The sequence below is a fragment of the Paenibacillus sp. JNUCC-31 genome (assembly GCF_014844075.1).
Classification (GTDB): domain Bacteria; phylum Bacillota; class Bacilli; order Paenibacillales; family Paenibacillaceae; genus Paenibacillus.
Genome location: NZ_CP062165.1, coordinates 3926322 through 3950413, shown reverse-complemented (window position 1 = coordinate 3950413; position 24092 = coordinate 3926322). Strand labels below are relative to the sequence as shown.

Sequence of the window (24092 nt, the reverse complement as noted above, 5' to 3'; positions counted from 1 at the left end):
ACTTATTGACTACACAGCCCGATTTACTCAGGGTCTGCCACTTTTACAAGTTGTTTGCCCAGGTTATCTCCGGAGAAGAGGCCCATAAATGCTTCTGGCGTCCGTTCAAAACCATCCACGATGTTCTCTTCGTATTGTATATGACCTTCCTTCATCCATTTTGCCAATTTGGCACGGCCCTCTTTGAAGGATTTGGCATAATCACCCAGCAAAAAACCTTTCATTAACGCTGTATTGGTTAGCAGCAGCGTCTGTGGACGCAAACCAATGTCCGGCTTCTCCAGATTATAGGACGAGATCTGCCCACAGAGCGGAATCCGCGCATTTCGGTTGATATGACGCAGTACGGCATCAGAGATGTCACCGCCAACGTTGTCGAAATAAACGTCTACACCATTCGGACAAGCCCGTTCTATGGCAGCTGACATATCCTGCTCATGTTTGTAATTCAACACAACGTCGAATCCCAGTTTTTCTTTCAGGTAAGTACATTTTTCGTCAGAACCAGCGATTCCGACCACACGTGCACCTACAATTTTGCCGATCTGACCTGCGATCATGCCCACCGCTCCGGCTGCACCAGATACAACAACCGTCTCGCCGTCCTTCGGTTTACCAATATCATCCATTCCAAAATAAGCGGTCAGACCTGTCAGACCGAGCACACCCAGATACGCTGTGAGCGGTGCCTCTTCTGTATCAATCAGGGTAATATCTGCTGTATTTACTGCCGCGTACTGCTGCCAGCCCCACATTCCTGATACCAGGTCACCTTTGCGCAGATTCGGTTCGGAAGACTCTACAACCTGCCCAATCGTCCCACCCTTGATCACTTCGTTCAAAGCATAGGGGGGAGCATAGGATTTTGTATCTTTCATCCGGCCCCGCATATACGGGTCTACAGACAAATATAGTGTACGTACCAGAACTTGTCCTGCCTCCGGCTCAGGAAGCGGTGCATTAATGAATTGGAAGTTTTCTTTGGATGGGGCACCTTCGGGACGTGATGCAAGTACGATCTGTTTATTTTCAGACACCAAAATTACCTCCTTCTTGCCAGTGGACCTGGGTTAACCCTCTGTCAGCTGATCTCTTTCACCACCGGCTCTATGTGTAACGCCTCTTATTAGTTTAAACCGAAACAGGCGGATCACAAACGTGGGCCGCCTGGAAATATGCAAATATCATCACATTGCAGCCATACAATGGATGGCAGGAATGATTATTGAGCAGTCAGAATCACAGGGCCATCCGCAGTAATGGCAATGGTATGCTCGTATTGGGCAGACAGACTCCCATCCTGGGTACGTGCCGTCCAACCATCCGAGTCCAGCTTGCTGCGATACGTACCAATGTTCAACATAGGCTCAATCGTAATAACCATGCCTTCCTTAAGACGCGGACCACGATGTGGTGGGCCGTAGTGAGGTACTTGAGGTTCCTCATGCATCTTCTCACCAATTCCGTGACCAATAAATTCACGCACTACCGACAGGCCTTCGCCTTCCGCATACGTTTGAATCGCATTGGAAATGTCTCCGATCCGGTTGCCAACCACTGCCAGTTCAATCCCTTTGTAAAGGGATGTTTTGGTAACATCCAGCAGGTGCTGCGCTTCAGGAGTGACTTGACCCACGGCATAAGACCATGCAGAATCGGCCAACCAGCCGTTCAGATTCACAACCATATCAATCGTAACGATATCGCCATCCTTCAGCGCATATTTCCCCGGAAATCCATGACAGATTACATCATTAACCGACGCACATGTCGCATACTGGTACCCGTTATATCCTTTTTGCTCCGGCGTGGCGCCATTTTTCTTCATAAACGCCTCTGCAAACTGATCGATCTCTTGTGTCGTGATCCCCGGGCGAATCATTCCTGCGATTTCTCTATGGCATGCAGCAAGAATCTCTCCAGCCTTTTTCATATATTCGATCTGTTCTTTGGTCTTCAACGTAATCATTACAACTACTCCTTGTCCGTTAAAATCTTATCCTGTCTTCTATTGTAACGCGAAACGCTCAAAATAAAAAATTCCGTGTAATCATCAACATTCCATTATGCGCCAAGCCATTGTCCAATGAATACATTTCTCCTGAAAAAACGAAACCCCTTCCGGGAAAACCCCGTATATGCTTAAAACGGTTGAAGGCGAAAGGATGAACTTCGATGTTCAAAAAGATTATAGGCAAACTTCTCGACTCTAAATCTTCATCTCATCGTAGGCGTAACAGCTCATCGGATCGACGATCCTATAAACGCTACAGCAGTTCTTCGGGCAAACGTGGTTACAGACGCTATTCGTCTTCGGATGTAAAGTACCGGGATAACCGCCATGGCTCCGGGTATTATAAAAGCAGAAAATACAGCTCCAGCTAAGCTGCGGGCCACATTGTATTCCAACAGAATTGTTCTTATCAGTTAGCCCAGCGTCAAAATAGTGGGATATGTAATAAAGGGGTTGCCGCCAGCCGTATTGCACGGGAGCAGAACACCCCTATTTTCTTTTTGATGATACGTTATGAAATTTTCATAAAAAAAGGAAAAAGACCCCTGTAGAAAGCACCTAGAGGTCATGAATAGCAAATATATAGGCTAAGCAGCGTTTAATTTACCGCATTTTCAGCCGTATAATCTCTATCTCAGCCTGTAATTCCGCAGCCCCTGCTTCATAATAAGGACGCAGCCCCAGAAGTCGCTCCAGCATTTGGTGCAATTCGGGTGTGAGCTCAAGTTCTTCCTGCCAACTGGCAGGTTTCCGACCCTTCTCCGGCTCATAAGCCGAATACAGCATAAACAACAGAAAATGACCGAGATCCTGCAAATCCTGCTCAGGGGCAGCCCGTTCCTCATCAGGCTCAGGCATTTCACGCAGCCGGCGTTTCAGCTCAGGCAGCAACGGCTCCCCCATGCGCCGTGCCAGGCCGAAATCAATCAGATGAACTTGCCCGTTACGCAAAATGACGTTCGGAATACGTACATCCCCATGAATAAACCCCTGCTCATGAACATGTGCAATGGGAGTCAACAGCTGGCTTACGAGTTCCAGACATTCCCGCTGCGTATAGGTTTGACCTTGCTCAAATATACACTCCTCCAGTGTCTGCCCCCGAATATATTCAATAACGATATAACGGCGTCCCCGGTAGGTGAATGAATCCAGCAAATCCGGAATGGCCGGATGATCCATACGGTTCATCACATCCGCTTCCCTGGCCAGCAGCCGTGCAGCAAGTTTGCCCTTGCTGGGTTTGGATTCTTTTAACGCCACATCCCTACCGGTCTGTGCATCGGTACACAGATATGTCAGTCCATAGCTCCCCATGCCGAGTAATTCATGTATCGTATAACGCCCGGCGATCAACGTACCTTTCCGCCGGGGGCGGTCTGCCCATAGGCCGAGCAGTCTTTGCCAGCTTCGTCGCAGCTCCACAGATCCTCCCATGCCAGCCGTCTGATCTCAACCTTTTCTCCGTATATCCAAAGTAGATCAGCAGCCAGTCTTCTTGATGTTGTATGGAGACTATTATATCAAGCCGGTTGGACGAAATCACGACATGCCCCGACTTCGCTCTCAGGCTTCTTTATGCTTCTTTGGCAGCAGGCCAAACAACATGCGCAGTGATGTCCCCTTGGGTTTGCGTTTTCTGCCCTGAAAGCTACGCAGATTGGTGACCAGCTCCCGATCCCGCTCCTCTTCCAGTTTCTCGTTCATCCACAAACGCTGCTTCTCCATCTGCTCCTGGAGAGCAAGATGGGTATCCGCCAGATGCTGCAGTGTTAACTCCAGCTCGTCCACCCGCTGTTGCAGCAGTTGCACGCGATCATCCTGTTGTTCTACAGCACCATGAGTCACTTCACTTACCAGTTGTCCAAGTCCTTCATAAGCTCTTAAGGTACCGGTTAGCATGGGTTCATGCCCCTCAGGGGAAACCTCGGGTACGACGGTTGCCGCACATTCCGCCACTGAAGAACTTTCGATTGCCATCACAGGCACATCCGGAGTCAATACGGTAACCACAGCATCCGCAAGTGGCAGGTTATGCTCCCTTAGTTCTGTCATCAGTCGTTCAATACACACAATATCGTCAGACTTAAACAACCTGGATTTGTTGGCGGAACGCTCGAATCGGTACCCCTGTTCCTCTAGCGCTGCCGCATATTTACGAAGAGTACTGGCACCGATGCCCAGGCTCTTGGCCGTTTCCGTCGTTGCTCCTGCTTCTTCAATCATTATTATTCCCTCCCGGAATGAAGTCTTTTTGAAAACAAGATAGTGGCGTCAGTGTTCCCCTTTGAAACTGTCATCGGATCGGGTCAACCTGTCTCATGGATCAAATCACATTTCATTTGCTTGTCCGTATGTATTCGTCAGCTCCCTTTCAGAACCCTTTGACGCTTTTCTTCTGTTTCTGCGGATTCATAAGAACATTTGTCGGGCCTCTTATTCGTAAAAATAACCCTCCATCCGACATCAAGCATGAATGCTGTCATGTCGAAATTCAGTCATGCAAATGCCGTCGTATTGGATAAGGCATATTAATCATGTCAATATTGTTAACTCCATCACTCCAATACGCTCCCGCGACAGAGGATATCATTGCTGCACAGCTTTTCCATGTGTTATCTTATGTAACGTAAAAGCCGTTGCTGGCATAAAATAAAGGACTATACTTAACATAGGTCTCATCAAAAACGGACAAATCAAATGTAAATGGGGGCTGAACGGCAGTGTTAGGCAAATCAGGTAAAGTAGCGGTGATCGGGGCAGGTCTTGTCGGTTCAAGTTGTGCGTATTCCATGATTAATCAATCCATATGCAGAGAAATTATGATGGTTGACCGGACGTATGACCGTGCCGTTGCTCAGGCACTGGATTTTTCCCATTGCATGGATTTTACACATAACCGAACGAAAGTATATGCTGGCACATATGCGGATTGTGGCAGCATGGATGTCATTGTAATGACTGCCGGAGCAAATCCGAAGCCAGGACAGACTCGTCTTGATATTTTGGAGGAAGCCGAGTCCATTGCCAAAGATATTGTCGTTCCCATCATGAATAGCGGATTTCGGGGGATCTTTGTCGTCGCGGCCAATCCGGTTGACATAGTAACTTATATGGTATGGAAGCTGTCCGGACTTCCACGTGAACGCGTTATCGGTACGGGTACATCCATTGATTCTTCACGTCTCAAAACGCTGCTGTCTGAGGTATTCTCCATTGATCCACGCAGTGTGCATGGATACGCGCTCGGAGAGCACGGAGAATCCCAATTCGTGGCATGGTCGCATGTGACCATCGGTGGCAAACCGATCATGCATATTATGGAGCAGCACAAAGAACGTTTTAAACATCTGGATCTGGAGGATATCGCTCGCAAGACGAAAGATGCCGGGTGGGAAATCTTCACACGTAAAGGTTCCACTCAATTCGGAATTGGTAATGCACTCGCACATATTACCCGTTCAATTCTTAATGATGAGCATAAAATCATTGCCGTCTCTGCGATTCTGGATGGAGAGTATGGACAGAGCAACGTCTGTGCCGGTGTACCAGCCATTATCGGCGGGAATGGAATTCAGGAGATCATCGAATTGAATCTGGATACGGCTGAACGTGAGAAATTCGATCGTTCCTGTGAAGTACTGTCAGGCAACATTAATCGCCTAACCTTGGTATGATCCATCCCTTCTGCTAATTAAATAATCCTAAACATCAATAAGCCAATGAGCTCCCGAGGCGGGAGCCTATTGGCTTATTGATTGCATGTTTGCCTATAATATACCCGCTCACTACTGCTCAACTTGGTGCAAGCTGGGGTTCATCTGTCGGCCCCCACTGTTGAAGCACCCGTTTCAATTCACTCAGCATGACCGGTTTGCTAATGAAGTCACGCATCCCAATCTCCAAACAGGCTTCCTTGTCTTCACGTTTGGCATTACCCGTAACCGCTATAATAGCCGGTATCCGCTCCTGCGGAATCAATCGGTGTACAAGATCTGTCGCTTTGAGCCCATCCATGACAGGCATCTGGAGATCCATCAATACGATGTCATAGGTATTCTGCGAAATGGCTTCGATAGCCTCGACCCCATTCGTGCACACATCAGCTTGGTAACCAAGCTTCTCCAGATACTCTGTGAGAATTTTTCGATTAACCGGATGATCTTCGGCAACCAGGATACGCATCGCTACCTTATCGCCCTGGCGTGTACGATCATGGCTGAACTGGCGTGCAGTCTTCTCCGCAGATACATCTACACTTGTCGCAGGCACTGCGAAGCGGAAGGTCGAACCTTTCCCCTCCTCACTTTCCACACTGATACTGCCACCCATAATTTCTACGAGCCGCTTCGATATGACCAGCCCAAGACCGGTACCCCCATACTTGCGGTTAATAACCGGGTGCAGTTGAGAGAATGACTGGAATAGCTGATCCAGCTTATCCTCTGGAATACCAATTCCCGTATCCTTTACTGCAAAGTCCAGCAAACTCGTTTCCGGACGGCTGCCGTGAATGATATCAACCGCGACATCAATACTGCCCTGATTCGTAAACTTCAAGGCATTACTGACCAGATTGACGAGAATCTGCCGAATACGCATCGCGTCACCCACCATAAATTCAGGAATGTCCGGATTGAGACGATACCGTATCTTCAATTGTTTTTCTTCTGCTCCAGGCGAGAACAGTTCCGCTACCTGCTCCAACATCTTGCGTAACGAGAATGGTTCGAAGGCTAGAGCCATTTTGCCAGACTCCAGCTTGCTGAAATCCAGGATATCATTCAGAATGTTCAACAATGCATCGCCGCTCTCACGGATGATCTCAGCATATTCACGCTGTTCCTCCGATAGATCGGTGCCGATTAACAATTCTGTCATGCCTACAATTCCATTCATCGGTGTACGAATCTCGTGACTGACCATGGACAGAAATTCCGACTTGGCCTGTGCCGCAAGTTCGGCCGTCTCCTTGGCGCGCATAATTTCACGATCGCCTGTCACATCATTAAACACGATAACGGCGCCCTGGATCTGACCCTCATCGATGATCGGTGTAACCTGATATTCCACCAGGAAGCTTGTTCCGTCTTTACGCCAGAACACATCCTCCTTAACCGTACGGCACTGCCCATCCATCACCGTCATCTGAATAGGACATTCTTTTTTGGGAAAGTAACTGCCATCTGCACGTGAATGGTGGATGATGGGATGTGAGCTTTTGCCAATAAACTCTTCTACTGTATAACCGAACATGGATGCCGCAGCCGGGTTCATGAATCGGGTAATCCCCTCTGCATCCAATCCATAGATTCCCTCTGTAACCGAGTTAAGAATCAGCGCATGCTGCTTGCTAAGCTCCTGAATCTGCTCCGTATAGTCCTTACGCTCCGTAATATCGGACAAAATCCCATACACACCCACGAGTTCCTGATCCACAATAATGGGGACATTAATGATGGATACATCAATCTTTCGGCCGCGGGCATTCACGATCCTTGTTTCATAATGCTGGGGTTTACCCTGTTTGACCAGTTCAAAATAAGCTTTTCCGGCGTGAACTTCACTCTGATCCAGATGAGAAAGAAAGGACTGACCCATCAATTGGCTTCGAGGGATGTCCAGCATTTTTACCAAATTGCGGTTCACTGCGTTGTAATTCCCTACCAGATCCAACGAGTAGACCGCAGCCGGATTGTGCTCAAATAAGGATTTGTAACGCTGGCGACTCTCCCGCAGACGTCTTTCTGCATCCTTGTGCTGTGTAATGTCACGACTGATACTTACGATCTGTGTGCCCTTGTGCAACTCTCCGGCCACTGGCTTCGCCAATGTTTCCATCCAGATGTAGTGCCCCTTCTTGTGCAGCACACGCATCTTGCAGCCATTCCCGCTCAATGACAATTCCTGTAACACGGGGTAATCCTCCGGGTGACAGTAATCCCTCAGAAACCTTCCTGTCACCTCTTCTGGACGATATCCGAGCAACGGATAGACAGAAGGGGAAACGTATAACAGCTTACCGTCCAGGGAGGTTGTAGTAATGAGGTCCTGAGCATGGTCAGCCAGCATCTGATACTTCTCCTGCGTTTCCTGCAATTTACGTTCCACTTCTACCATCTCGGTTACGTCCCTGGCGATACCGTATATCCCAACGATCTCTTCTTGCTCCGTTATGGGCACATAGGTAATCTCGGCATGTTTGAGAGAACCATCTCTATGATAAAATGTGATCGAATTACTAACTGAATGTCCAGCCAGTACCTCACGAATATATTCTTTTCGTAACTCCTCACTCTCAGGGGGACAGATCCCCACTCGATTCATCCGACGGAGTTCTTCAAATGTATACCCTGAAATCCGCTCAATAGAGGGATTGGCATCAATATAATTTCCATGGATGTCCATCACATATATGGCATCCGGGTGGTTAAAAAACAGTGATCGGTAAGAACTCCCCTCAGAAATAATGCGCTTCAGAGTTTCCGTTTTATTAATATCCAAGGCTTACCCCTCTTTTCTTTAGCCTTCAATCCATATAACACCGGATCATAATAACTTCCGGAAGAATAGGCTTACCCTCGAATAACCAGGTTAAGCGGGATAGAAACACCTTTTTATATTTTACCAGATTCCAATTCAATTTTGCTTACAAGCTCCTCACCAAATCCCGTTAAAACGACAAAAAATCCCCTCTAGTGACACATGCCGTCATTCATGATGACATATGCCTTTTCTTTGTAGAAGGGAAGTTTTGTATGCGAGTTTATGGATGGTTTCTTGTCACTCAAATTTCTTTTTTTCTAAAATATAAAACGCCGATAAGCATGAAGAGTACAGCACTGCCTCCAACTACCGTCAGCATGGTCTCGAGTGGAACATTGTAAGCTCCAAATCCCTCGCCTTCCATCGGCGTCATTAAGATCATTGGCTGCGCCCAAGGGTAATACGGGCCAAAAGTGACCGAGTTGACGATCAGAATATTGGGTACTGTCAACGCAAAATTCAATGCCAGCGGCGCCGCAAAGCTGCTCCATACCAAGGAAACAAACATCTGCAGAGCAGCAAGCGGCAAACAGGCGAACAAGCCCAACAACAACTTCTCTGCAAGGAATCCCCATGGAACAGGAGCTGTCAACCCCTGAAGCTGACCAGCAAGCAAAATGGAACCCAGCAACAATAGTTGCGTCCCCGCCAGAAGAAGCAGCACGATTGTCAGTTTGCCGGCATATACGCCTGTACGGGTGAGCGGCAAGACCAGCATCTGTTTCCAGCCTCCTCCTGCATGTTCGAAGCGGCAGACAAAGGAAGTAAATACACCAGTCAGAATCGGCAACAACAATAAACCATGCAGGAAGACCATTGTTGTCATCAATACACGCCAATTCCCGGAGGGGGTGGATAACAGCCCAATAAGCAGCGCAATTAAGGGACTCAGCAGGATCAGAAGCCACACGGGAGACTTGCCCATTTTCAGCCGCTCAGCGGACAAAATCCGGAAATAGGTTGTGGCAAAGCTCATTCAGGCCACATCCTTCCGGCTGAAGTGAATCATACCCAGCAACATGATCAGCAAGCCCATACCTATACCCATACCTGCATACATCCATGAATGGGGTCCATTCCAGGCCATTTGTGCCCAAGCAAGCGGGAAGTACGGTGAGATACTGAGCGAGAACATCCCCATCACGGCGAGAATAATGCCCAGGGTTACGGGAAGTGCCTGATTTTTGGTGACCATCGTGAGCCATAGCTCCAATGACAATACAGGAAGCGCCCCGGCCAAAGGCAGCAGCCCCAGTCTGATGGTATCCGTCCATGGTATCTCACTGGCATCGAATCCGAGCACGAGCCCCAGACCTACCACCCCCACCGTTAACAATAAAGAGGAGACGATAAGCAAGATGCAAGCCAGCATGAATTTTGCCAGATACACGGCAGTTCTCGGAATGGGTAATGCCAGAAGCTGTTTCCATGATCCCTGCTCATGTTCAACATTGGCAATCATTGAACTAAGAATAGTCGCCCCCAACATCAAAGCGAGGGGTACAAACACAACCACATTGTTCAATAAGCCGCCCCACAGATTATCCCCATACTGCTGTTTCAGATAATCCAGACGTAATCCGAAGTTCAACGCCTGCATCGCTGTCAGCCCAATGGGCGCCAGAAACACGAGGAACCAGATACCTTTGCCGCGGATTTTGAGCCAATCGGACGATAATGCTCGGCCTGTCATACGTTCGCCCCCTCACCGATGACCCGCATGAACAGGTCTTCCAGTGATTGACGATGCTCTTCCACGCGATAGACCGCGTGATCCTGCTCGACCAGTCGGCGTACCAGCAAGGCGATTGCACTATTATCCATATAAGGGAACGTCAGGGCTGCTCCTTGCCGCTCGCCGAACTGCCCTTGCTCCCTTGCAAGCTTCATCGCCTCTTCCGGCTCGGATACGGTTAGTCGAATGGAGCTGCCTGTCTGGCTATGCAGATTCGCGATGGTATCCTGAAGCACCATCTTGCCCTCACGAATAATGCCGACACGGCTTGCCATCTGCTCCACTTCACTCAGCAAATGGCTGGAAACGAGGACCGTGATGCCATGTTCCAGTGGCATGCGTTTGATTAGTTCCCGAATCTCCTGAATTCCCGCAGGATCGAGTCCATTCGTGGGCTCGTCCAAGATAAGCAATTCCGGTTCGCCCAACAATGCACTGGCAATACCCAGACGCTGCTTCATGCCAAGAGAGTATCCTTTCACCGAGCGTTTCGCGTCGCGGGTCAGATCGACAATGGAGAGCACTTCGTCAATCCTCGATTTGGGTACATTGATAATCCGGCGCAGGGCTTCCAGGTTCTCCACCGCGTTCAGGTGTCCGTAATACGATGGATATTCAACCAAGGAACCTACACGCCGCAGAATATCCATGCGATCTTTGCGGATATCTTTGTCGAATATACGGATGACTCCTTTGGTTGGCTTGATTAAGCCAAGAAGCATGCGAATCGTTGTTGTCTTTCCGGCACCGTTGGGACCCAGGAAGCCGTAAATATCTCCCTTTTTAATATGCAAGTCAAGCTCACGGACCGCCGCACGATCCCGATAAGTTTTCCATAAATTAGCGGTTTGAATAATGTTATTACTCACTGTTAATCACCTCGGATAACATCGTAACCTTCCAAGGTTAAAACGGAGTTCTTTCCAAGTTTAAGTTTAGTTTAAAAATAGATATAGATACGGACCCCTTCCGGTGAGCTATCCAGCCGCTTGCGCAGTCCCATTTCTCGAATCAACAGATCCACAATGGATAAGCCCAGGCCTGTTCCTTTGGTATCGGAATCCTCCTGGAGTCCAGGTCCCCGATCTTGAATAACAAGAGCAACTCTTCCTTGAACCACACTTGTCGATATGCCGATATATTTTCCGCAGGCTGCATGACGAATCACATTCTGAAACAGGTTATCGAGAACACGGCGCATGCCCTGCTCATCGACCTGCCAGATTAATGGTTCTTCCGGCAGATCAATATCAATCTCATATTGTTCTTTCTCCCAAACGGGGTACCAAGCCGCTGCGGCCTCCCTGACAATTCGCAGGATGTCCTTCTGTTCCAGCTTCAGAGTATATTTCCCACTGGCGAGCAGGTTATAAGACAACATGTTATCAATGAGTCCGCTCAAGTCATCCATTTTGGCTTCCATCCGGCGCAATGAATTGTCCGCAGTTGCGCTTAGCGGCTCTTTGTGAAGTGAATGCATGTGTCCACGAATTACAGTCAGCGGCGTACGCAGATCATGCGACAGTCCCGCAACCAGACGTTTGCGCAACTGTTCTTCCTCCCGTTCCCGGTGACGGCTGTCTGTCAACTGATACACCATTGCATTGAATGATTCTTCCAACTGTCCGATCTCGTCGGATCTGAGAATGTCCACAGGAAGCGGAATGCCTTCTTTGCCCGGAGTCATCATTGCCGTCTGCAGCCGAATGAGTCGCTTGCGAATTCGCGCAAAGAACAGGATCGACATGACGATGAACAACAGGAGGATGATCATCATCAAGACGCCCAAATACAAGAGTTCCATGGGCCAATTATTCTGCGATTTTTCCAACAGATACCGGGGTACCTCAATTACCATAAAGCCCTGACCCTTGTCCTCGTTGTCGCCTCCCACAAATGAAACCACCGTAAGTGGATCACGATAGGAGGCTTCCTTCATAAATTCGAGGGCAGAGTTTGCATCCCATAAGTCAGGAATTCGGGTCACTGCCGCATTCTTGTCATTCCGTGCCCACTTCAACGTGGTTACCGTTATTCCGGCCTGCGTTGACTCCGTTACGTTAACGTCTTCCCCTCCGAGTATATATGCCGTTTCGCCCTTCTTGTTCACATAATACATTGACGATTTTGGATATTTACCGTGTAGCTGTTCCAATCGTTTATGAATCTCTTCCGGTGTAGCCCCATGTAGTTCCTTGGACTCCCTGGACCACAAGTTGCTGATTTTCGTAGAGTCCCCATAGGGGGCTGTATTCTCTATATTGGTATTGTTCACCACCACAACGTAAATGATGGATGTGAGCGGAAGAACAACCGGAACAAATAAAACCGCCGCCAGGATCAGCAACATATAACGGGACATCAGGGACCTTCCAAAGCGCAGCTTACGTTTCCCTGCCGGAATTCGGTCCTTACGCCCTTCTCCCTTCATCCTCTCTCGTTCTCCGGATCTCCACCTCATGGCTTCTTCACGCGGTACCCTACACCGCGGATCGTTTGAATGATGGCAGGGTTCGCCGGATCAAGCTCCAGCTTCTCGCGCAAATGTCGAATATGTACCATTAGTGTCTTGTCCCCGTCGAGATAAGGCTCATTCCAAACAGCCTCGTAGATCTGTTCTTTTGTGCGAATCATGCCCATATGCCTGAGCAGATAGGCGAAGATATGAAATTGTTTGCCTGATAAAATAATCTCTTCCCCGGTTTCCTCATTGACGATCCGATGGTCCTTCTCATAGATGGACAGATGATCCAGCTTTACGACGGTTTCGGACGAGACATCCGTTCCCGCCTTCCGCAGTTGCACTTCAATTCGGGCAGCGAGTTCATCAGGATGAAACGGCTTGGTTACATAATCATCGGCAAAATCGAGCCCATGCAGCTTGTCGTCAATGGACGTTCTGGCCGAGAGCATGACGATGGGCACAGAAGGATGTTCCTTTTTGAGCCGCTGCCCGACTGTAAATCCATCCAGCCCCGGCAGCATGACATCCAGAATAATCAGCGAACAGCCTCCGGCGGCTTCACCCGCGCCCTCTCCACTTCCGAGCCATATGACCTCATAACCACGTTCCTCCAGGTCAGCTCTGACCCATGTCGCAATTTCCGTATCGTCTTCAATGTATAACAATTTTGTTTTCATGCGTAAATTCGTTTCCTTTCTGCACCCTTTGGGTTAATTATATATCTAAACATAATGGAGTAAGCTGTATGTATGAACGAAGCGATGCACCGTACAACGGGGACTCCGTTACTTTTATTTGTATTATACCTTAATCTCCAGATTCAGAAATATCATGTCATGAGGTCCATGAAGTACATACAAAGGGTATATACGGGAGGAATTTCAACATGCTGCTGGAAGCCATCTATCATCAACCCAAGCGAAACTGGGCGTACGCCTACGACAAGGATACCGTTCGTCTGCGTCTGCGCGCCAAAAAGAATGATCTCACCGAAGTCTACGCCATGACGGGTGACAAATACGCATGGGACAATACCAAAGAACTGATTCCTTTAGCCAAGTTCGCATCTGACTCCATGTTTGATTATTACGAGGGTGAAATAAAGCCACCATATCATCGCCTGAAGTACTCTTTTTTGCTAAAAAGTGGAGACGAGCAGATCTGGATGTCCGAAACGGATTTTCAGGAACATGAACCTGACGATCCCGGGCAAATGTTTCAGTTCCCGTATATTCATCCGGGTGCTGTTTTTACACCACCTGCTTGGGTGAAAGATGCTGTTTTCTATCAGATCTTCCCCGAGCGGTTTGCCAATGGCAATCCTGAACTTAATCCGGAGAATGTCGAACCTTGGGGCGGCGAACCTACACCGTTTAATTTCTTCGGCGGTGACCTCCAGGGTGTGATGGATCATTTGGACTATCTTAGCGAGCTGGGCATTAACGCTATATATTTTACCCCCATCTTCGCAGCAACTACCAACCATAAGTATGATACCGAGGATTATCTGCGGGTAGGTCAGCATTTCGGTGATGCAGACACGGTCAAACGACTGGTCAAGCTGTGTCATGAACGTGGCATCCGGGTGCTCCTGGACGCGGTATTCAATCATTCAGGGAAGACGTTTGCGCCATTTGTGGACGTGCAGGAGAACGGGGAGAAGTCCAAGTACAAGGATTGGTTCCATGTGCATGAATTTCCGCTGGATGTGAAGGATGGCATCCCTACCTATGAGACCTTTGGATTTGAGCCTCACATGCCGAAGCTGAACACGGAAAATCCCGAGGTGAAGGACTATCTGCTCAAGGTTGCCGAGTATTGGATTAAGGAAGTGGGTATGGACGGCTGGCGACTGGATGTCGCGGATGAGGTGGATGATGCATTCTGGCGTGACTTCCGCCGAGTGGTGAAAGCTGCAAATCCGGATGCGTACATTCTCGGGGAGATATGGAATGAATCCTCAGCCTGGCTGCAAGGTGACCAGTTCGATGCCTCCATGAACTATCCGTTTACCGATGCCGTGAATGGTTTCTTTGTGAGAAATAAAATGAATGCCGAGACGTTCGCGGACTCTATCGGCCGACAATTGTCACGTTATCCGCTGCAGGCGAGCGAAGTGGCCTTCAACCTGCTGGACAGCCACGATACACCGAGGCTGCTCACGCTATGTGAAGGTGACCAGCGCAAGATGAAGTTGGCAGCGCTGTTCCAGTTCACTTACCTGGGCACACCGTGTATCTATTACGGGGACGAGATTGGGCTGGATGGCGGCGCTGATCCGGGATGCCGGAAATGCATGGAGTGGGACGAAGCGAAGCAGGACCGCGAGTTGTTCACCTTTTATCAGCAGCTCATTGCACTTCGCCATGCTCATCCTGCCCTGCGCGCAGAAGGCCGCGTTCGATTCCTGCAGGCCCGTGCCGAAGGAAGCCAGCTGGTCCTGGAACGGCAAAGTGACGAGGAACGCATTCTGATCTTGTTCAATCGCTCGGAAGAAACGGCTATCGTCGAGCTGGAAGCGGGTAACAGGGAATGGAAGGAATTATTTGGAGAGAATTATCGTACAGCGAAGGAAGAGGGTATTCTGGCGGTCGAGCTGCCCGCATATGGATACGCTGTGCTAAGTTCGAATCCCGTGTAATACGATAAATAAGCGCTACAGAGACCTGTAACGGATCTGTTGAGCGCTTATTTGGCGTTAAGGATCGATCATTGGAACAGTCACAGTTTAACATCAGGATTTTTGTTGCGAAACTCATTCTGACGCGTTTAAGGAGATTATGCCTTAGCTTCTGGTTCATTTTCACCAGGAGACTCAGACTCAGACTCAGGTTCTGCACGCTTCGCCTTCGGTTTGGCCAGCTTTTCCATCATTTTCCGTCCTGTTGGCGTTTGAGCGAGCCCGCCTTGAGCCGTTTCACGGTGCCTGCTTGGCATCGCACTGCCCACTTCAAGCATGACATCTATAACTTCGTCTGACGGAATGGCACTGCGCACCCCGGCTAGTGCCATATCGGCCGCAGCCAGCGCGGTTACCGCACCGAGTCCGTTACGGACGATGCACGGGATCTCCACGAGGCCCGCAACCGGATCGCAGATGAGGCCCAGTGTATTTTTTAACGCGAGACCTACCGCATGGACAACCTGCTCTGGTGTACCTCCTCGTAGTTCAACCATGGCACCCGCAGCCATGCCGATTGCTGAACCTACTTCCGCCTGACAGCCGCCTTCCGCACCGGAAATAAACGAGTTGTTGGCAATAACATATCCAATCGCACCAGCACAGAACAGACCGTTTACCAAATGCTCGTCACTCCAGCCAAACCGCTCCTGGGAACTGATAAACACACCTGGAATAATGCCGCAGGAGCCCGCTGTCGGTGTCGCTACGATCCGGCCCATGGAGGCATTCACTTCAGATACACACAGGGCATACGCCATAGCTAATGCAGAAGCATCTCCAGAGCAAGTCTCACCTTGGCGAATGTACTCGGCCATTTTTTTGCCGTCTCCGCCAGTCAAGCCGCTTCGTGATGTCGTATCTTCTGTCAGTCCTTTGTGTACAGCTTCCTTCATCACCTGATAGTAATCCGACATCTGCTGCACAACACCCGCTCTTGGAGTATTGGTTTCCTGAACCTGCTCTTCGATCATCAGTTCGGCAATGGTTTTGGACTCCGCTGTACAGATGGTATTCAGTTCATGTAGATGTTTAAACCGCATCCGGCTCCACTCCTCTCTTCAAATCGATGACGCGAATTTCAAGTACATGGTCCAGCGATCGCAGACGATTCAACATCTCGGGATTTGGCACACCATCCATCTCCATCGCAGTCAAGGCTTCACCATCCCTGGCTTTCCGATCAACTTGCATATACCCGATGTTCACACCTGACGAGCTGATTGTGGACGTTACCGAAGCGAGAACCCCAGCTTTGTCTGAATGACGCAGAACAAGCGTCGGAAACTCTCCGCTGATCTGTACCCGGAAATCATTCAAGGCATGAACCGATACACTGCCACCACCAATGGATGCACCGATTAAAGAACATTTGCGCTCCCCATGCCACAATTCAATCTTGACCGTATTCGGATGGGGAGCTGGCAGACCGCTTGTGAAAAACTCAACCTCCATGCCCGCTTCCTCAGCATATTGCTCTGCATCCGGGATACGCGGATCGTCGGTGACATAATCAAGCAGACCACCGATCAACGCGAGATCCGTGCCGTGCCCCTGATACGTATCGGCAAACGAGCCGTACAGAGTAAGCCGGGCCCGTTCTGGCGTGCATCCCAGCCACTGACGGGCAATTCGTCCCAATCGTGCCGCTCCAGCCGTATGTGAACTTGATGGCCCTGTCATCGACGGGCCAATAATTGAAAAAACGTCTTTAAAACGCATCGCAAACCCTCCATTTATAATCGTCATTTTCATCCAGACCTACGCCCATAATGTTCCTTTATTACTGAATGATGACATCAAAAAAGGACAGAAGAAGGCTATGAGCCCTCTCTCTGTCCTCGATACCTGAGAGTTTCATGATAAGAAGCACGTTAGATGCCTTCCCTGTATTTCACAGGTGACGCACCTTGCAAACCCTTGCCGCTTGATCATATACCCCTTGGGTGGCGCAGTTCGCGCACTCTCCAGAGTTGCGTCCAACGATGGTACATTTACCTGAGAGATTAACTGCTGCGCCGGGTGCGCAGCAGCTTGCTCCTTCGGTGCCTGAATGCCAGCCATAACTCAGCCTGCCCAGGTCTCTCCCGCTCGCTATCATTCGCTTGTATGGAACCATTCTGATCTTGTACCAGAACGATAATTGAAGTTTTGACTACTTTCTCATTAAGATTAATCGACCGGAAGATCAGTGTCAACAAACTTAACGATTTCTTTGTTAATCTTTACTTTTTTCCATTTTACACACAGGAAAAATCAACAAATTGTAAACTTTCATCACATGAATGTGTTAATGCGTTTCATCCCGAAAGCGCATACATTATGATTGTTTTATTTTCGATGAGCCATATCTGTGGTTAGTACTATTTATGTTACGATCCACAGAACGGTTCGGGTATTCATCGCCTTCTTTGTATCAAATTAGAGTGGTACGTGCGAATATCGTAGCATGATTGTTTTTATTATGGAAAACTATTCCATATGAAGGATCATACAAAAAAGCATAACCCCCAAACGATCTCGCCCGGGAGTTACGCTTCCTTCTATCTCTATAAATCTATCTCATACTCTATCCCAATATAACAGTTAACCGAAACGTCCCATAATATATTCCTGCGTCAGACGGTTGTCCGGGTTGGTAAAAATATGCTCCGTATCCCCATGCTCAATCATGTTTCCCAGGTAAAAATAGGCCGTATAATCCGAGATGCGTGCCGCCTGCTGCATGTTATGGGTAACAATCACGATCCGCAGCTCTTTCTTGAGCTCCGAGATCAGTTCCTCAACCTTGCCCGTGGATACCGGGTCAAGCGCAGATGCCGGTTCGTCGAGCAGCAAAATTTGCGGCTCAACTGACAATGCGCGGGCGATGCAGAGCCGCTGCTGCTGTCCGCCCGAGAGGGCCAGGGCTGACTCATTCAGTCTGTCCTTGACCTCATCCCAGAGCGCAGCGCGGCGCAAGCTTTTTTCCACAATCTCATCCAGTGCCTTCTTACTCTTGATACCGCGGTAGCGGGGGCCAAACGCGATATTGTTGTAGATGGACTTGTGGAAAGGGTTAGGCTTCTGCCACACCATGCCAATCTTCTGGCGCAGCTTGATTACATCTGTGCCGGGTTCATTCAGATCATTGCCATCCATCCAGATATGTCCCTCCGTGCGGGAACCGGCAATCTCGTCGTTCATCCGGTTGAGCGACCGCAGGAATGTGGATTTCCCACAGCCGGAAGGCCCGATGAGCGCCGTCACACTCGCTTCGGGAAACGTCAGGCTAATCTGCTTCACTGCCTGGAAATGCCCATAATATATGCTTAACTGTTCCGTACCGAAAGGTATGGCCATGTTGGTTCCTCCTTATTTCGAAGCTGTCATGCGGCGGTAAACCACCCGACCGATCCAGCGTGCACTCAGATTGAACGCCAGGACGAGAAGTACAAGCACGGCTGAAGCGCCAGCTGCTATCTCTTTGGAATCCGGGCCAATGCCTTCACTGTTCACTTTCCAGATGTGCACGGCCAGTGTCTCTGCCGGACGCAGTGGATTGATTGGTGATCTTGGGCTCGTTGGATTCCAATCCGTGAAGTCGAGCGGAGGACTACTCATACCCGCCGTGAACATCAGGGCTGCTGCCTCACCGAAGATCCGGCCCGATGCCAGAATCGTACCTGTAATTAAGCTGGGCAAAGCCACAGGCAACAGAATGGAAGTGATAATCTTCCATTTGGACAATCCAAGTGCAAGACCCGCTTCCTTCTGCTCTTTCGGTACGGCTCGGAACGCTTGCTCCGTTGTACGCACCATCAGTGGAAGGTTAAATATGGCAAGAGCCATGGCACCCGATAACAGGGAGAAGCCCAGACCAAATGTATTAACGATCAGCAAAAGTCCGAACAAACCAATAACGATGGACGGGAAGGAAGATAACACTTCGACCACCAGACGAATAAAGCTTGTAATCCGGCCCGGCTTAGCGTACTCAGCCATATAAATACCGCCACCCCATCCAAGCGGAATAGTAATAATCAAGGTCAGAACAAGCAGGAAGATCGAGTTAAACAGCTGCGGGCCGATCCCGCCGCCGCCCTTGAGCAACTGTGGTGCACTGGTCAGGAAGTGCCAGTTAATCTGACCAATCCCCCGTATCAGAATGAAGCCGAGCAAGCCGAGCAGAAGAACAACAATGAACAGGGCCAGCACAACGATAACCGAAGTTGCAATTTTATCTACCGTTTTAGCCTTCATTTTCATACCCGGTTCCTCCTTTCAAGCAGGCGAACCAGAATGACGAAGACAAAGGTCATCACCAGCAGGACAAGCGCCATACTCCACAGTGCATTGTTATGAACAGAACCCATCGTGGTGTTACCCATACTCAGGGTAATTACACTTGTTAACGTTGATGCCGATTCGAGTAAGGATGTCGGTACATGCGGTGCATTCCCGATGACCATCTGTACAGCAAGGGCTTCACCAAATGCGCGAGCCATACCCAGTACAATCCCTGTCAGCAAGGCAGGCAGAACGGTCGGAATAATGACCCGATAGATCGTTTGCCAGCGAGTCGCACCCAAGGCGTAGGAAGATTCACGAAGACCTTTAGGCAAGGCAGACAATGCATCCGCCATAATACTGGTTACGGTAGGCAGAATCATAACAGACAGAACCAGACATCCGGCTGCAATCCCGACGCCGGCTCCACCAAAGATACTGCGCAGCAAAGGCACGATCACACTTAGTCCGATAAAACCGTACACAACGGAAGGTATACCTGACAAAAGCTCAATCGCAGGCTGCAATATTTTTTTACCTTTACCTGGTACGATCTCCGTCATAAAGAGCGCAGCACACAGGCTAAGCGGACTTGCAATCAGTGCTGCGAGAAATGTTGTTATGAATGAACCTGTAATGAACGGTAACGCCCCATAGGCAGCGGGTTCGCCCGCCGGATTCCACGTTTTACCGGATAAAAACTCACTCAAACTTACGCCATCCTGGAAAAAGGTCGACAACCCTTTGGACGCTACAAAATAAACGATGGAAAACATGACAACGATCAGGAAAACGACACAAATCGACGTATAGATTCGTCCCGTCCACTCTTCCCAGTAATGCTTTTCTCTCAAGGGCCGGCGCGATTTCAACTTGTTGTTCATTACCGTTCCCCCTTCGGTCTGTTCCATAACAACCATCCTTCTATAGTAGAATTCATGCAAAATATGGGATAAATCCAGAGCAAACCGCGCAAAGAGGCAGGACCTGGGTCCGCCTCTCTCGCTGTATGCGCAAGTTCAAAGATTATTTCGTCACAGTGCCTGCTGCATCACGTTTTACTTTCATGCCGGATACCGGGATGTAACCAAGCTCAGTCACGTCTTTTTGCTGAATTTCATCACTCAGGATGTAATCGAGGAATGCTTTTGTTGCTGCGTCAGGGTCACCCTTGGTGTACATGTGCTCGTAAGCCCATACTGGATAAGTTCCTGCTTCTACGTTCTCAACCGTCGCTTCTACACCTTCGTATTTCAACACTTGCAGGCTGTCATCCAGGTAGGACAGAGCCAGATAACCAATAGCTCCCGGAGTTTCAGCTACCAGCTTCTTAACTGTACCGGAGGAATCTTCCTGAATCGAACCTTGGATATCTTCTACTTTTGTGCCCAGTGCAAAGTTCTCAAATGTTGCACGAGTACCGGAGCTGCTAGGACGGTTTACGATAACGATCGCTTGATCCTTACCGCCAACATCTTTCCAGTTCGTAATTTTACCGGAGAAAATGTCGATCAGTTGTTGCTTCGTCAAGTCTTGTACACCTGCATCTTTGTTGCTTACAGGAGCGATTGCTACTACAGCCACTTGGTGATCTTTCAGTTCGCTCACTTTTGCTGCATCGTCGATTTTCTCTTCTGCAAATACGTCAGAGTTACCGATTGTAGCTTGTCCGTCGGATACTTGTGTCAGACCCGTACCACTACCGCCGCCTTGAACTTGTACCGTTACGTTCTTATATTCATCAACTGCCATAAATTTTTGTCCAGCTTGCTCTACCAGAGGTTGCAGTGCTGTTGAACCAACAGCCAGGATGTTCCCGCTGAGTTCAGTAGCGGTTTCGCCTGCACCATTGCTTGCGGCACCATCAGTACCTGCGTCATTTTTCGATCCGCATGCTGCGAGCACCAGTACGAACGTTAAGGTCATCAAAATAAACGGCAACTTTTTAAACATGTTTTGTTTTCCTCCCCCAAATTAGTGATGGCGTTTTGTGAATTTGTTTGATCACCATCAACTCTTTACTCATTGTAGTTTTGTTATGTCATCTCAAAATCATTGTTTTGTAAACGCAATGTTAAAAATGTGGGCTGCGGATTGAAATATTTGGGTTAAATCAACTTTCGAGCGACCGTTCCGGTTCCGGATCGTTCTTCCGATCGCTGTTGTTTCCAAATTTTTTTTGATCTAATATTCCAAATGGTAAAATTCAGAAACAAAGGCGAACGCTTCGCTTCTTCAGAATCGATTCCGTCTCCTCCACTACTTCGTTGTTGTTTGGTAGCATCCAGGCATTTCAGTCCTCAGCCTGGAAGAAAGCAAAAAAAGGCCAGCCCTATAAAAGGCTGGCTTTGTGCAAATACTTAATGTAGATATTGAATCAATCTGATATATAGAACAAACAAAAAACTGCCTCACAGCCAGTGCATGGCACCAGCTGGTTAGAGAAGTTATGCAGATTTCATAGTGGTTACGGCTTTCTTTTCTGATGGCTCGCTTGTATTACTCTGTGGTTGATATATAGGTTTCTTTAACAATCCAATCATACAAGCTGTAACGATGGAACCTACTAAAATACAGACAATATACAGTAATGGATTACTTGCCGCAATGGGAATAACAAAGATCCCACCGTGAGGAGCTTGTAATGAAATACCTAGAGCCATGCACATTCCTCCACCAATCGCTGCACCTACAATATTGGATGGAATAACCCGCAATGGATCATTAGCGGCAAACGGAATCGCAGCTTCTGTGATAAACGAGGCGCCCATAATATAGGCTGCTTTGCCTGCATTACGTTCTTCAGTTGAGAATTTATTTTTGAATAATGTTGTGGCTAATGCAATGCCCAGTGGTGGAACCATGCCTCCAACCATCAGAGCAGCAGAAGGTTCAAAGATCTGGTTGGCAAACATCGCCAGTCCAAATGCAGACGCTGTTTTGTTAATCGGCCCTCCCATATCAGATGCCATCATTCCTGCCAGAAGTGCTCCTAATAAAATAGCATTCGATCCTGTTAAGCCATTTAGCCAACCTTGTAACGACTCATTGATCCAAGCCATCGGACTGTTGATGACAAAGTACATAATCAAGGCGGTTATAAATGAACCTACTAATGGCAAGATCAGCACAGGCGACAGGCTTTGCAGTGAGTCGGGGATGCCTTTGACTAATTTTTTCAGAGCTAGGATCGTATAACCGGCGATAAATCCAGCTAGCATACCTCCCAAAAATCCTGAACCTCCAATAGTTGCCAGCATCCCACCAATCATACCAGGTGCTAAACCTGGACGGTCAGCAATACTATACGCAATATACCCTGCTAATACAGGAACCATCAATGCAAAAGCAGCACTACCCCCTGCTGTACTTAAAAAAGCGGCGAAAGCATTATAGTCCGGGCTAGTTGGATCAGCCGCATGAATACCAAACATAAACGAAAGCGCAATCAATATACCACCTGCGACTACAAAAGGAATCATAAATGATACACCATTCATAATATGGCTGTATATTTTAGGCTGCTTTAAGCGTGTTTTTTCTTTTGCTTCTTTAAGATTACTGTTGCCTTGATTCAAAACGACACCTTTTCCAGCAATCGCATCTTCAATTAACTCTTGTGCATGATGAACTCCATTTTTGACAGATGTTTTGATCACTGGACGATCTCCAAAAACATCCATATCTACTTTGACATCTGCTGCTACAATAATACCATCAGCTTCAGCAATATCTTCAGGAGTCAATGGATTTCCAACACCTGTTGATCCATTGGTTTGCACTTTAATGTGTACACCGAGTCCCTCGGCCGCATTTTTCAATGCTTCCGCTGCCATAAACGTATGAGCGATTCCTGTAGGACAGCCTGTAACTCCAACCACTTTTTTGCCAGCATACTTTTTAGGACGATGAAGCGCCTGCGCATCTTGCTCTTCTGCATGTTCAAATAAGCGGACAACCTCTTCTTGATCTCGAGCAAGGATAAGCTTCGCTCTAAATAGCTCATCCATCAAAAAGGTCGAAATTTTGGATAATGTCTGCAAATGCTCTGATGAAGAGTTTTGATCGACTGCAATCATAAAAAATAAATTACATGATTCGATACTATATTCAATACCGCGTAATGATCTGCCCATAATAATCGCAGGGGACTGTACTCCAGTAGACTTGGCATGCGGAATGGCTATTCCGAACCCCACTTCTGTAGGAACCTGTTCTTCACGTGCCCAGATATCCTTTTTAAATTGCTCGATGTCGCTTAAATAGCCGTTATCGTTTAACTTTTGCGACAATTCATCTATTAATTCGGCTTTGGTCGTAGCGGTGACATCTAATATGATATTTTCTGGTTTTAAGACATTAGAAATCTTCATGATGGATCTCT

Annotated in this window: 19 protein-coding genes and 2 riboswitches; of the genes, 2 read left to right on the top strand and 17 right to left on the bottom strand. The window is 48.3% G+C overall.

Translation table 11 applies throughout. The annotated features are described in order from the left end of the window. Positions 1–23 precede the first annotated feature (23 nt). The 4 genes from JNUCC31_RS17155 to JNUCC31_RS17140 all read right to left on the bottom strand — a co-directional run bounded on the left by JNUCC31_RS17155 (position 24) and on the right by JNUCC31_RS17140 (position 4240). Positions 24–1037, bottom strand: a complete 1014-nt coding sequence (locus tag JNUCC31_RS17155; protein WP_192262752.1) for an NADP-dependent oxidoreductase — start codon at positions 1035–1037, stop codon at positions 24–26. A gap of 185 nt (positions 1038–1222) precedes the next feature. Continuing rightward, positions 1223–1969 (bottom strand): type I methionyl aminopeptidase, encoded by a 747-nt coding sequence (gene map, locus JNUCC31_RS17150; protein WP_192262750.1) that lies wholly within the window; start codon positions 1967–1969, stop codon positions 1223–1225. Between the two features lie 648 nt (positions 1970–2617). After that, complete coding sequence (locus tag JNUCC31_RS17145) at positions 2618–3439, bottom strand: serine/threonine protein kinase (protein WP_228469049.1); 822 nt, start codon at positions 3437–3439, stop codon at positions 2618–2620. A 141-nt stretch (positions 3440–3580) separates the two neighbouring features. Next, positions 3581–4240 (bottom strand): hypothetical protein, encoded by a 660-nt coding sequence (locus tag JNUCC31_RS17140; RefSeq protein ID WP_192262746.1) that lies wholly within the window; start codon positions 4238–4240, stop codon positions 3581–3583. Between the two features lie 497 nt (positions 4241–4737). Between JNUCC31_RS17140 and JNUCC31_RS17135 the strand changes: the two genes are divergently transcribed. Next, complete coding sequence (locus tag JNUCC31_RS17135) at positions 4738–5691, top strand: L-lactate dehydrogenase (RefSeq protein ID WP_192262744.1); 954 nt, start codon at positions 4738–4740, stop codon at positions 5689–5691. A gap of 118 nt (positions 5692–5809) precedes the next feature. Here the strand turns inward: JNUCC31_RS17135 and JNUCC31_RS17130 are convergent, their stop codons facing one another. From JNUCC31_RS17130 to JNUCC31_RS17105, 6 genes are all read right to left on the bottom strand, one after another. After that, the gene (locus JNUCC31_RS17130; RefSeq protein WP_192262742.1) at positions 5810–8518 is read right to left on the bottom strand and encodes a PAS domain S-box protein; all 2709 of its coding nucleotides are present in this window, start codon (positions 8516–8518) and stop codon (positions 5810–5812) included. Positions 8519–8801: 283 nt separating this feature from the next. Then, positions 8802–9536 (bottom strand): ABC transporter permease, encoded by a 735-nt coding sequence (locus JNUCC31_RS17125; protein ID WP_192262740.1) that lies wholly within the window; start codon positions 9534–9536, stop codon positions 8802–8804. Further along, the gene (locus JNUCC31_RS17120) at positions 9537–10253 is read right to left on the bottom strand and encodes an ABC transporter permease (RefSeq protein WP_192262738.1); all 717 of its coding nucleotides are present in this window, start codon (positions 10251–10253) and stop codon (positions 9537–9539) included. Next, positions 10250–11164 (bottom strand): ABC transporter ATP-binding protein, encoded by a 915-nt coding sequence (locus tag JNUCC31_RS17115; RefSeq protein ID WP_192262736.1) that lies wholly within the window; start codon positions 11162–11164, stop codon positions 10250–10252. Before JNUCC31_RS17115 ends, JNUCC31_RS17120 begins: the two co-directional genes overlap by 4 nt. Before the next feature lie 71 nt (positions 11165–11235). Next, positions 11236–12726, bottom strand: a complete 1491-nt coding sequence (locus JNUCC31_RS17110; protein WP_192262734.1) for a HAMP domain-containing sensor histidine kinase — start codon at positions 12724–12726, stop codon at positions 11236–11238. A 26-nt stretch (positions 12727–12752) separates the two neighbouring features. Further along, positions 12753–13436 (bottom strand): response regulator transcription factor, encoded by a 684-nt coding sequence (locus JNUCC31_RS17105; RefSeq protein ID WP_192262732.1) that lies wholly within the window; start codon positions 13434–13436, stop codon positions 12753–12755. 209 nt (positions 13437–13645) lie between these two features. Here JNUCC31_RS17105 and JNUCC31_RS17100 point away from each other — a divergent pair, with 209 nt between their 5' ends. Beyond that, positions 13646–15400: an alpha-glycosidase gene (locus JNUCC31_RS17100; protein WP_192262731.1), complete on the top strand. Its 1755-nt coding sequence runs from the start codon at positions 13646–13648 to the stop codon at positions 15398–15400. A gap of 137 nt (positions 15401–15537) precedes the next feature. Here the strand turns inward: JNUCC31_RS17100 and sdaAA are convergent, their stop codons facing one another. From sdaAA to JNUCC31_RS17065, 7 genes are all read right to left on the bottom strand, one after another. After that, positions 15538–16482, bottom strand: coding sequence for an L-serine ammonia-lyase, iron-sulfur-dependent, subunit alpha (sdaAA, locus tag JNUCC31_RS17095; RefSeq protein WP_192262730.1), 945 nt, complete (start codon positions 16480–16482; stop codon positions 15538–15540). After that, positions 16472–17161 carry an L-serine ammonia-lyase, iron-sulfur-dependent subunit beta gene (sdaAB, locus tag JNUCC31_RS17090; protein ID WP_192262729.1) on the bottom strand — a complete coding sequence of 230 codons (690 nt, stop codon included), beginning with the start codon at positions 17159–17161 and terminating at the stop codon, positions 16472–16474. The genes sdaAA and sdaAB overlap by 11 nt, the downstream gene beginning before the upstream one ends. A 111-nt stretch (positions 17162–17272) precedes the next feature. Beyond that, positions 17273–17412: riboswitch (glycine riboswitch) on the bottom strand. Between the two features lie 4 nt (positions 17413–17416). Then, positions 17417–17539, bottom strand: a riboswitch (glycine riboswitch). 486 nt (positions 17540–18025) lie between these two features. Next, on the bottom strand, positions 18026–18781 hold the full coding sequence (pstB, locus tag JNUCC31_RS17085) for a phosphate ABC transporter ATP-binding protein PstB (protein WP_192262728.1): 756 nt from the start codon (positions 18779–18781) through the stop codon (positions 18026–18028). A gap of 12 nt (positions 18782–18793) precedes the next feature. Further along, on the bottom strand, positions 18794–19681 hold the full coding sequence (gene pstA, locus JNUCC31_RS17080; protein ID WP_192273088.1) for a phosphate ABC transporter permease PstA: 888 nt from the start codon (positions 19679–19681) through the stop codon (positions 18794–18796). 2 nt (positions 19682–19683) lie between these two features. Then, positions 19684–20592, bottom strand: a complete 909-nt coding sequence (pstC, locus tag JNUCC31_RS17075; protein ID WP_192262727.1) for a phosphate ABC transporter permease subunit PstC — start codon at positions 20590–20592, stop codon at positions 19684–19686. A 142-nt stretch (positions 20593–20734) separates the two neighbouring features. Beyond that, positions 20735–21661 (bottom strand): phosphate ABC transporter substrate-binding protein, encoded by a 927-nt coding sequence (locus JNUCC31_RS17070; protein WP_192262725.1) that lies wholly within the window; start codon positions 21659–21661, stop codon positions 20735–20737. Between the two features lie 494 nt (positions 21662–22155). Continuing rightward, positions 22156–24081: a PTS fructose transporter subunit IIABC gene (locus JNUCC31_RS17065; protein WP_192262723.1), complete on the bottom strand. Its 1926-nt coding sequence runs from the start codon at positions 24079–24081 to the stop codon at positions 22156–22158. Between the last annotated feature and the right edge of the window lie 11 nt (positions 24082–24092).

Bases quoted from the DNA above. Each gene is read 5' to 3' on its own strand.
- map (WP_192262750.1), bottom strand. From the start codon at position 1,969: ATGATTACGTTGAAGACCAAAGAACAGATCGAATATATGAAAAAGGCT.
- JNUCC31_RS17140 (WP_192262746.1), bottom strand. From the start codon at position 4,240: ATGATTGAAGAAGCAGGAGCAACGACGGAAACGGCCAAGAGCCTGGGC.
- JNUCC31_RS17125 (WP_192262740.1), bottom strand. From the start codon at position 9,536: ATGAGCTTTGCCACAACCTATTTCCGGATTTTGTCCGCTGAGCGGCTG.
- JNUCC31_RS17120 (WP_192262738.1), bottom strand. From the start codon at position 10,253: ATGACAGGCCGAGCATTATCGTCCGATTGGCTCAAAATCCGCGGCAAA.
- JNUCC31_RS17110 (WP_192262734.1), bottom strand. From the start codon at position 12,726: ATGAAGGGAGAAGGGCGTAAGGACCGAATTCCGGCAGGGAAACGTAAG.
- JNUCC31_RS17105 (WP_192262732.1), bottom strand. From the start codon at position 13,436: ATGAAAACAAAATTGTTATACATTGAAGACGATACGGAAATTGCGACA.
- JNUCC31_RS17100 (WP_192262731.1), top strand. From the start codon at position 13,646: ATGCTGCTGGAAGCCATCTATCATCAACCCAAGCGAAACTGGGCGTAC.
- sdaAA (WP_192262730.1), bottom strand. From the start codon at position 16,482: ATGCGGTTTAAACATCTACATGAACTGAATACCATCTGTACAGCGGAG.
- sdaAB (WP_192262729.1), bottom strand. From the start codon at position 17,161: ATGCGTTTTAAAGACGTTTTTTCAATTATTGGCCCGTCGATGACAGGG.
- pstB (WP_192262728.1), bottom strand. From the start codon at position 18,781: ATGGCCATACCTTTCGGTACGGAACAGTTAAGCATATATTATGGGCAT.
- pstA (WP_192273088.1), bottom strand. From the start codon at position 19,681: ATGAAGGCTAAAACGGTAGATAAAATTGCAACTTCGGTTATCGTTGTG.
- pstC (WP_192262727.1), bottom strand. From the start codon at position 20,592: ATGAACAACAAGTTGAAATCGCGCCGGCCCTTGAGAGAAAAGCATTAC.
- JNUCC31_RS17070 (WP_192262725.1), bottom strand. From the start codon at position 21,661: ATGTTTAAAAAGTTGCCGTTTATTTTGATGACCTTAACGTTCGTACTG.
- JNUCC31_RS17065 (WP_192262723.1), bottom strand. From the start codon at position 24,081: ATGAAGATTTCTAATGTCTTAAAACCAGAAAATATCATATTAGATGTC.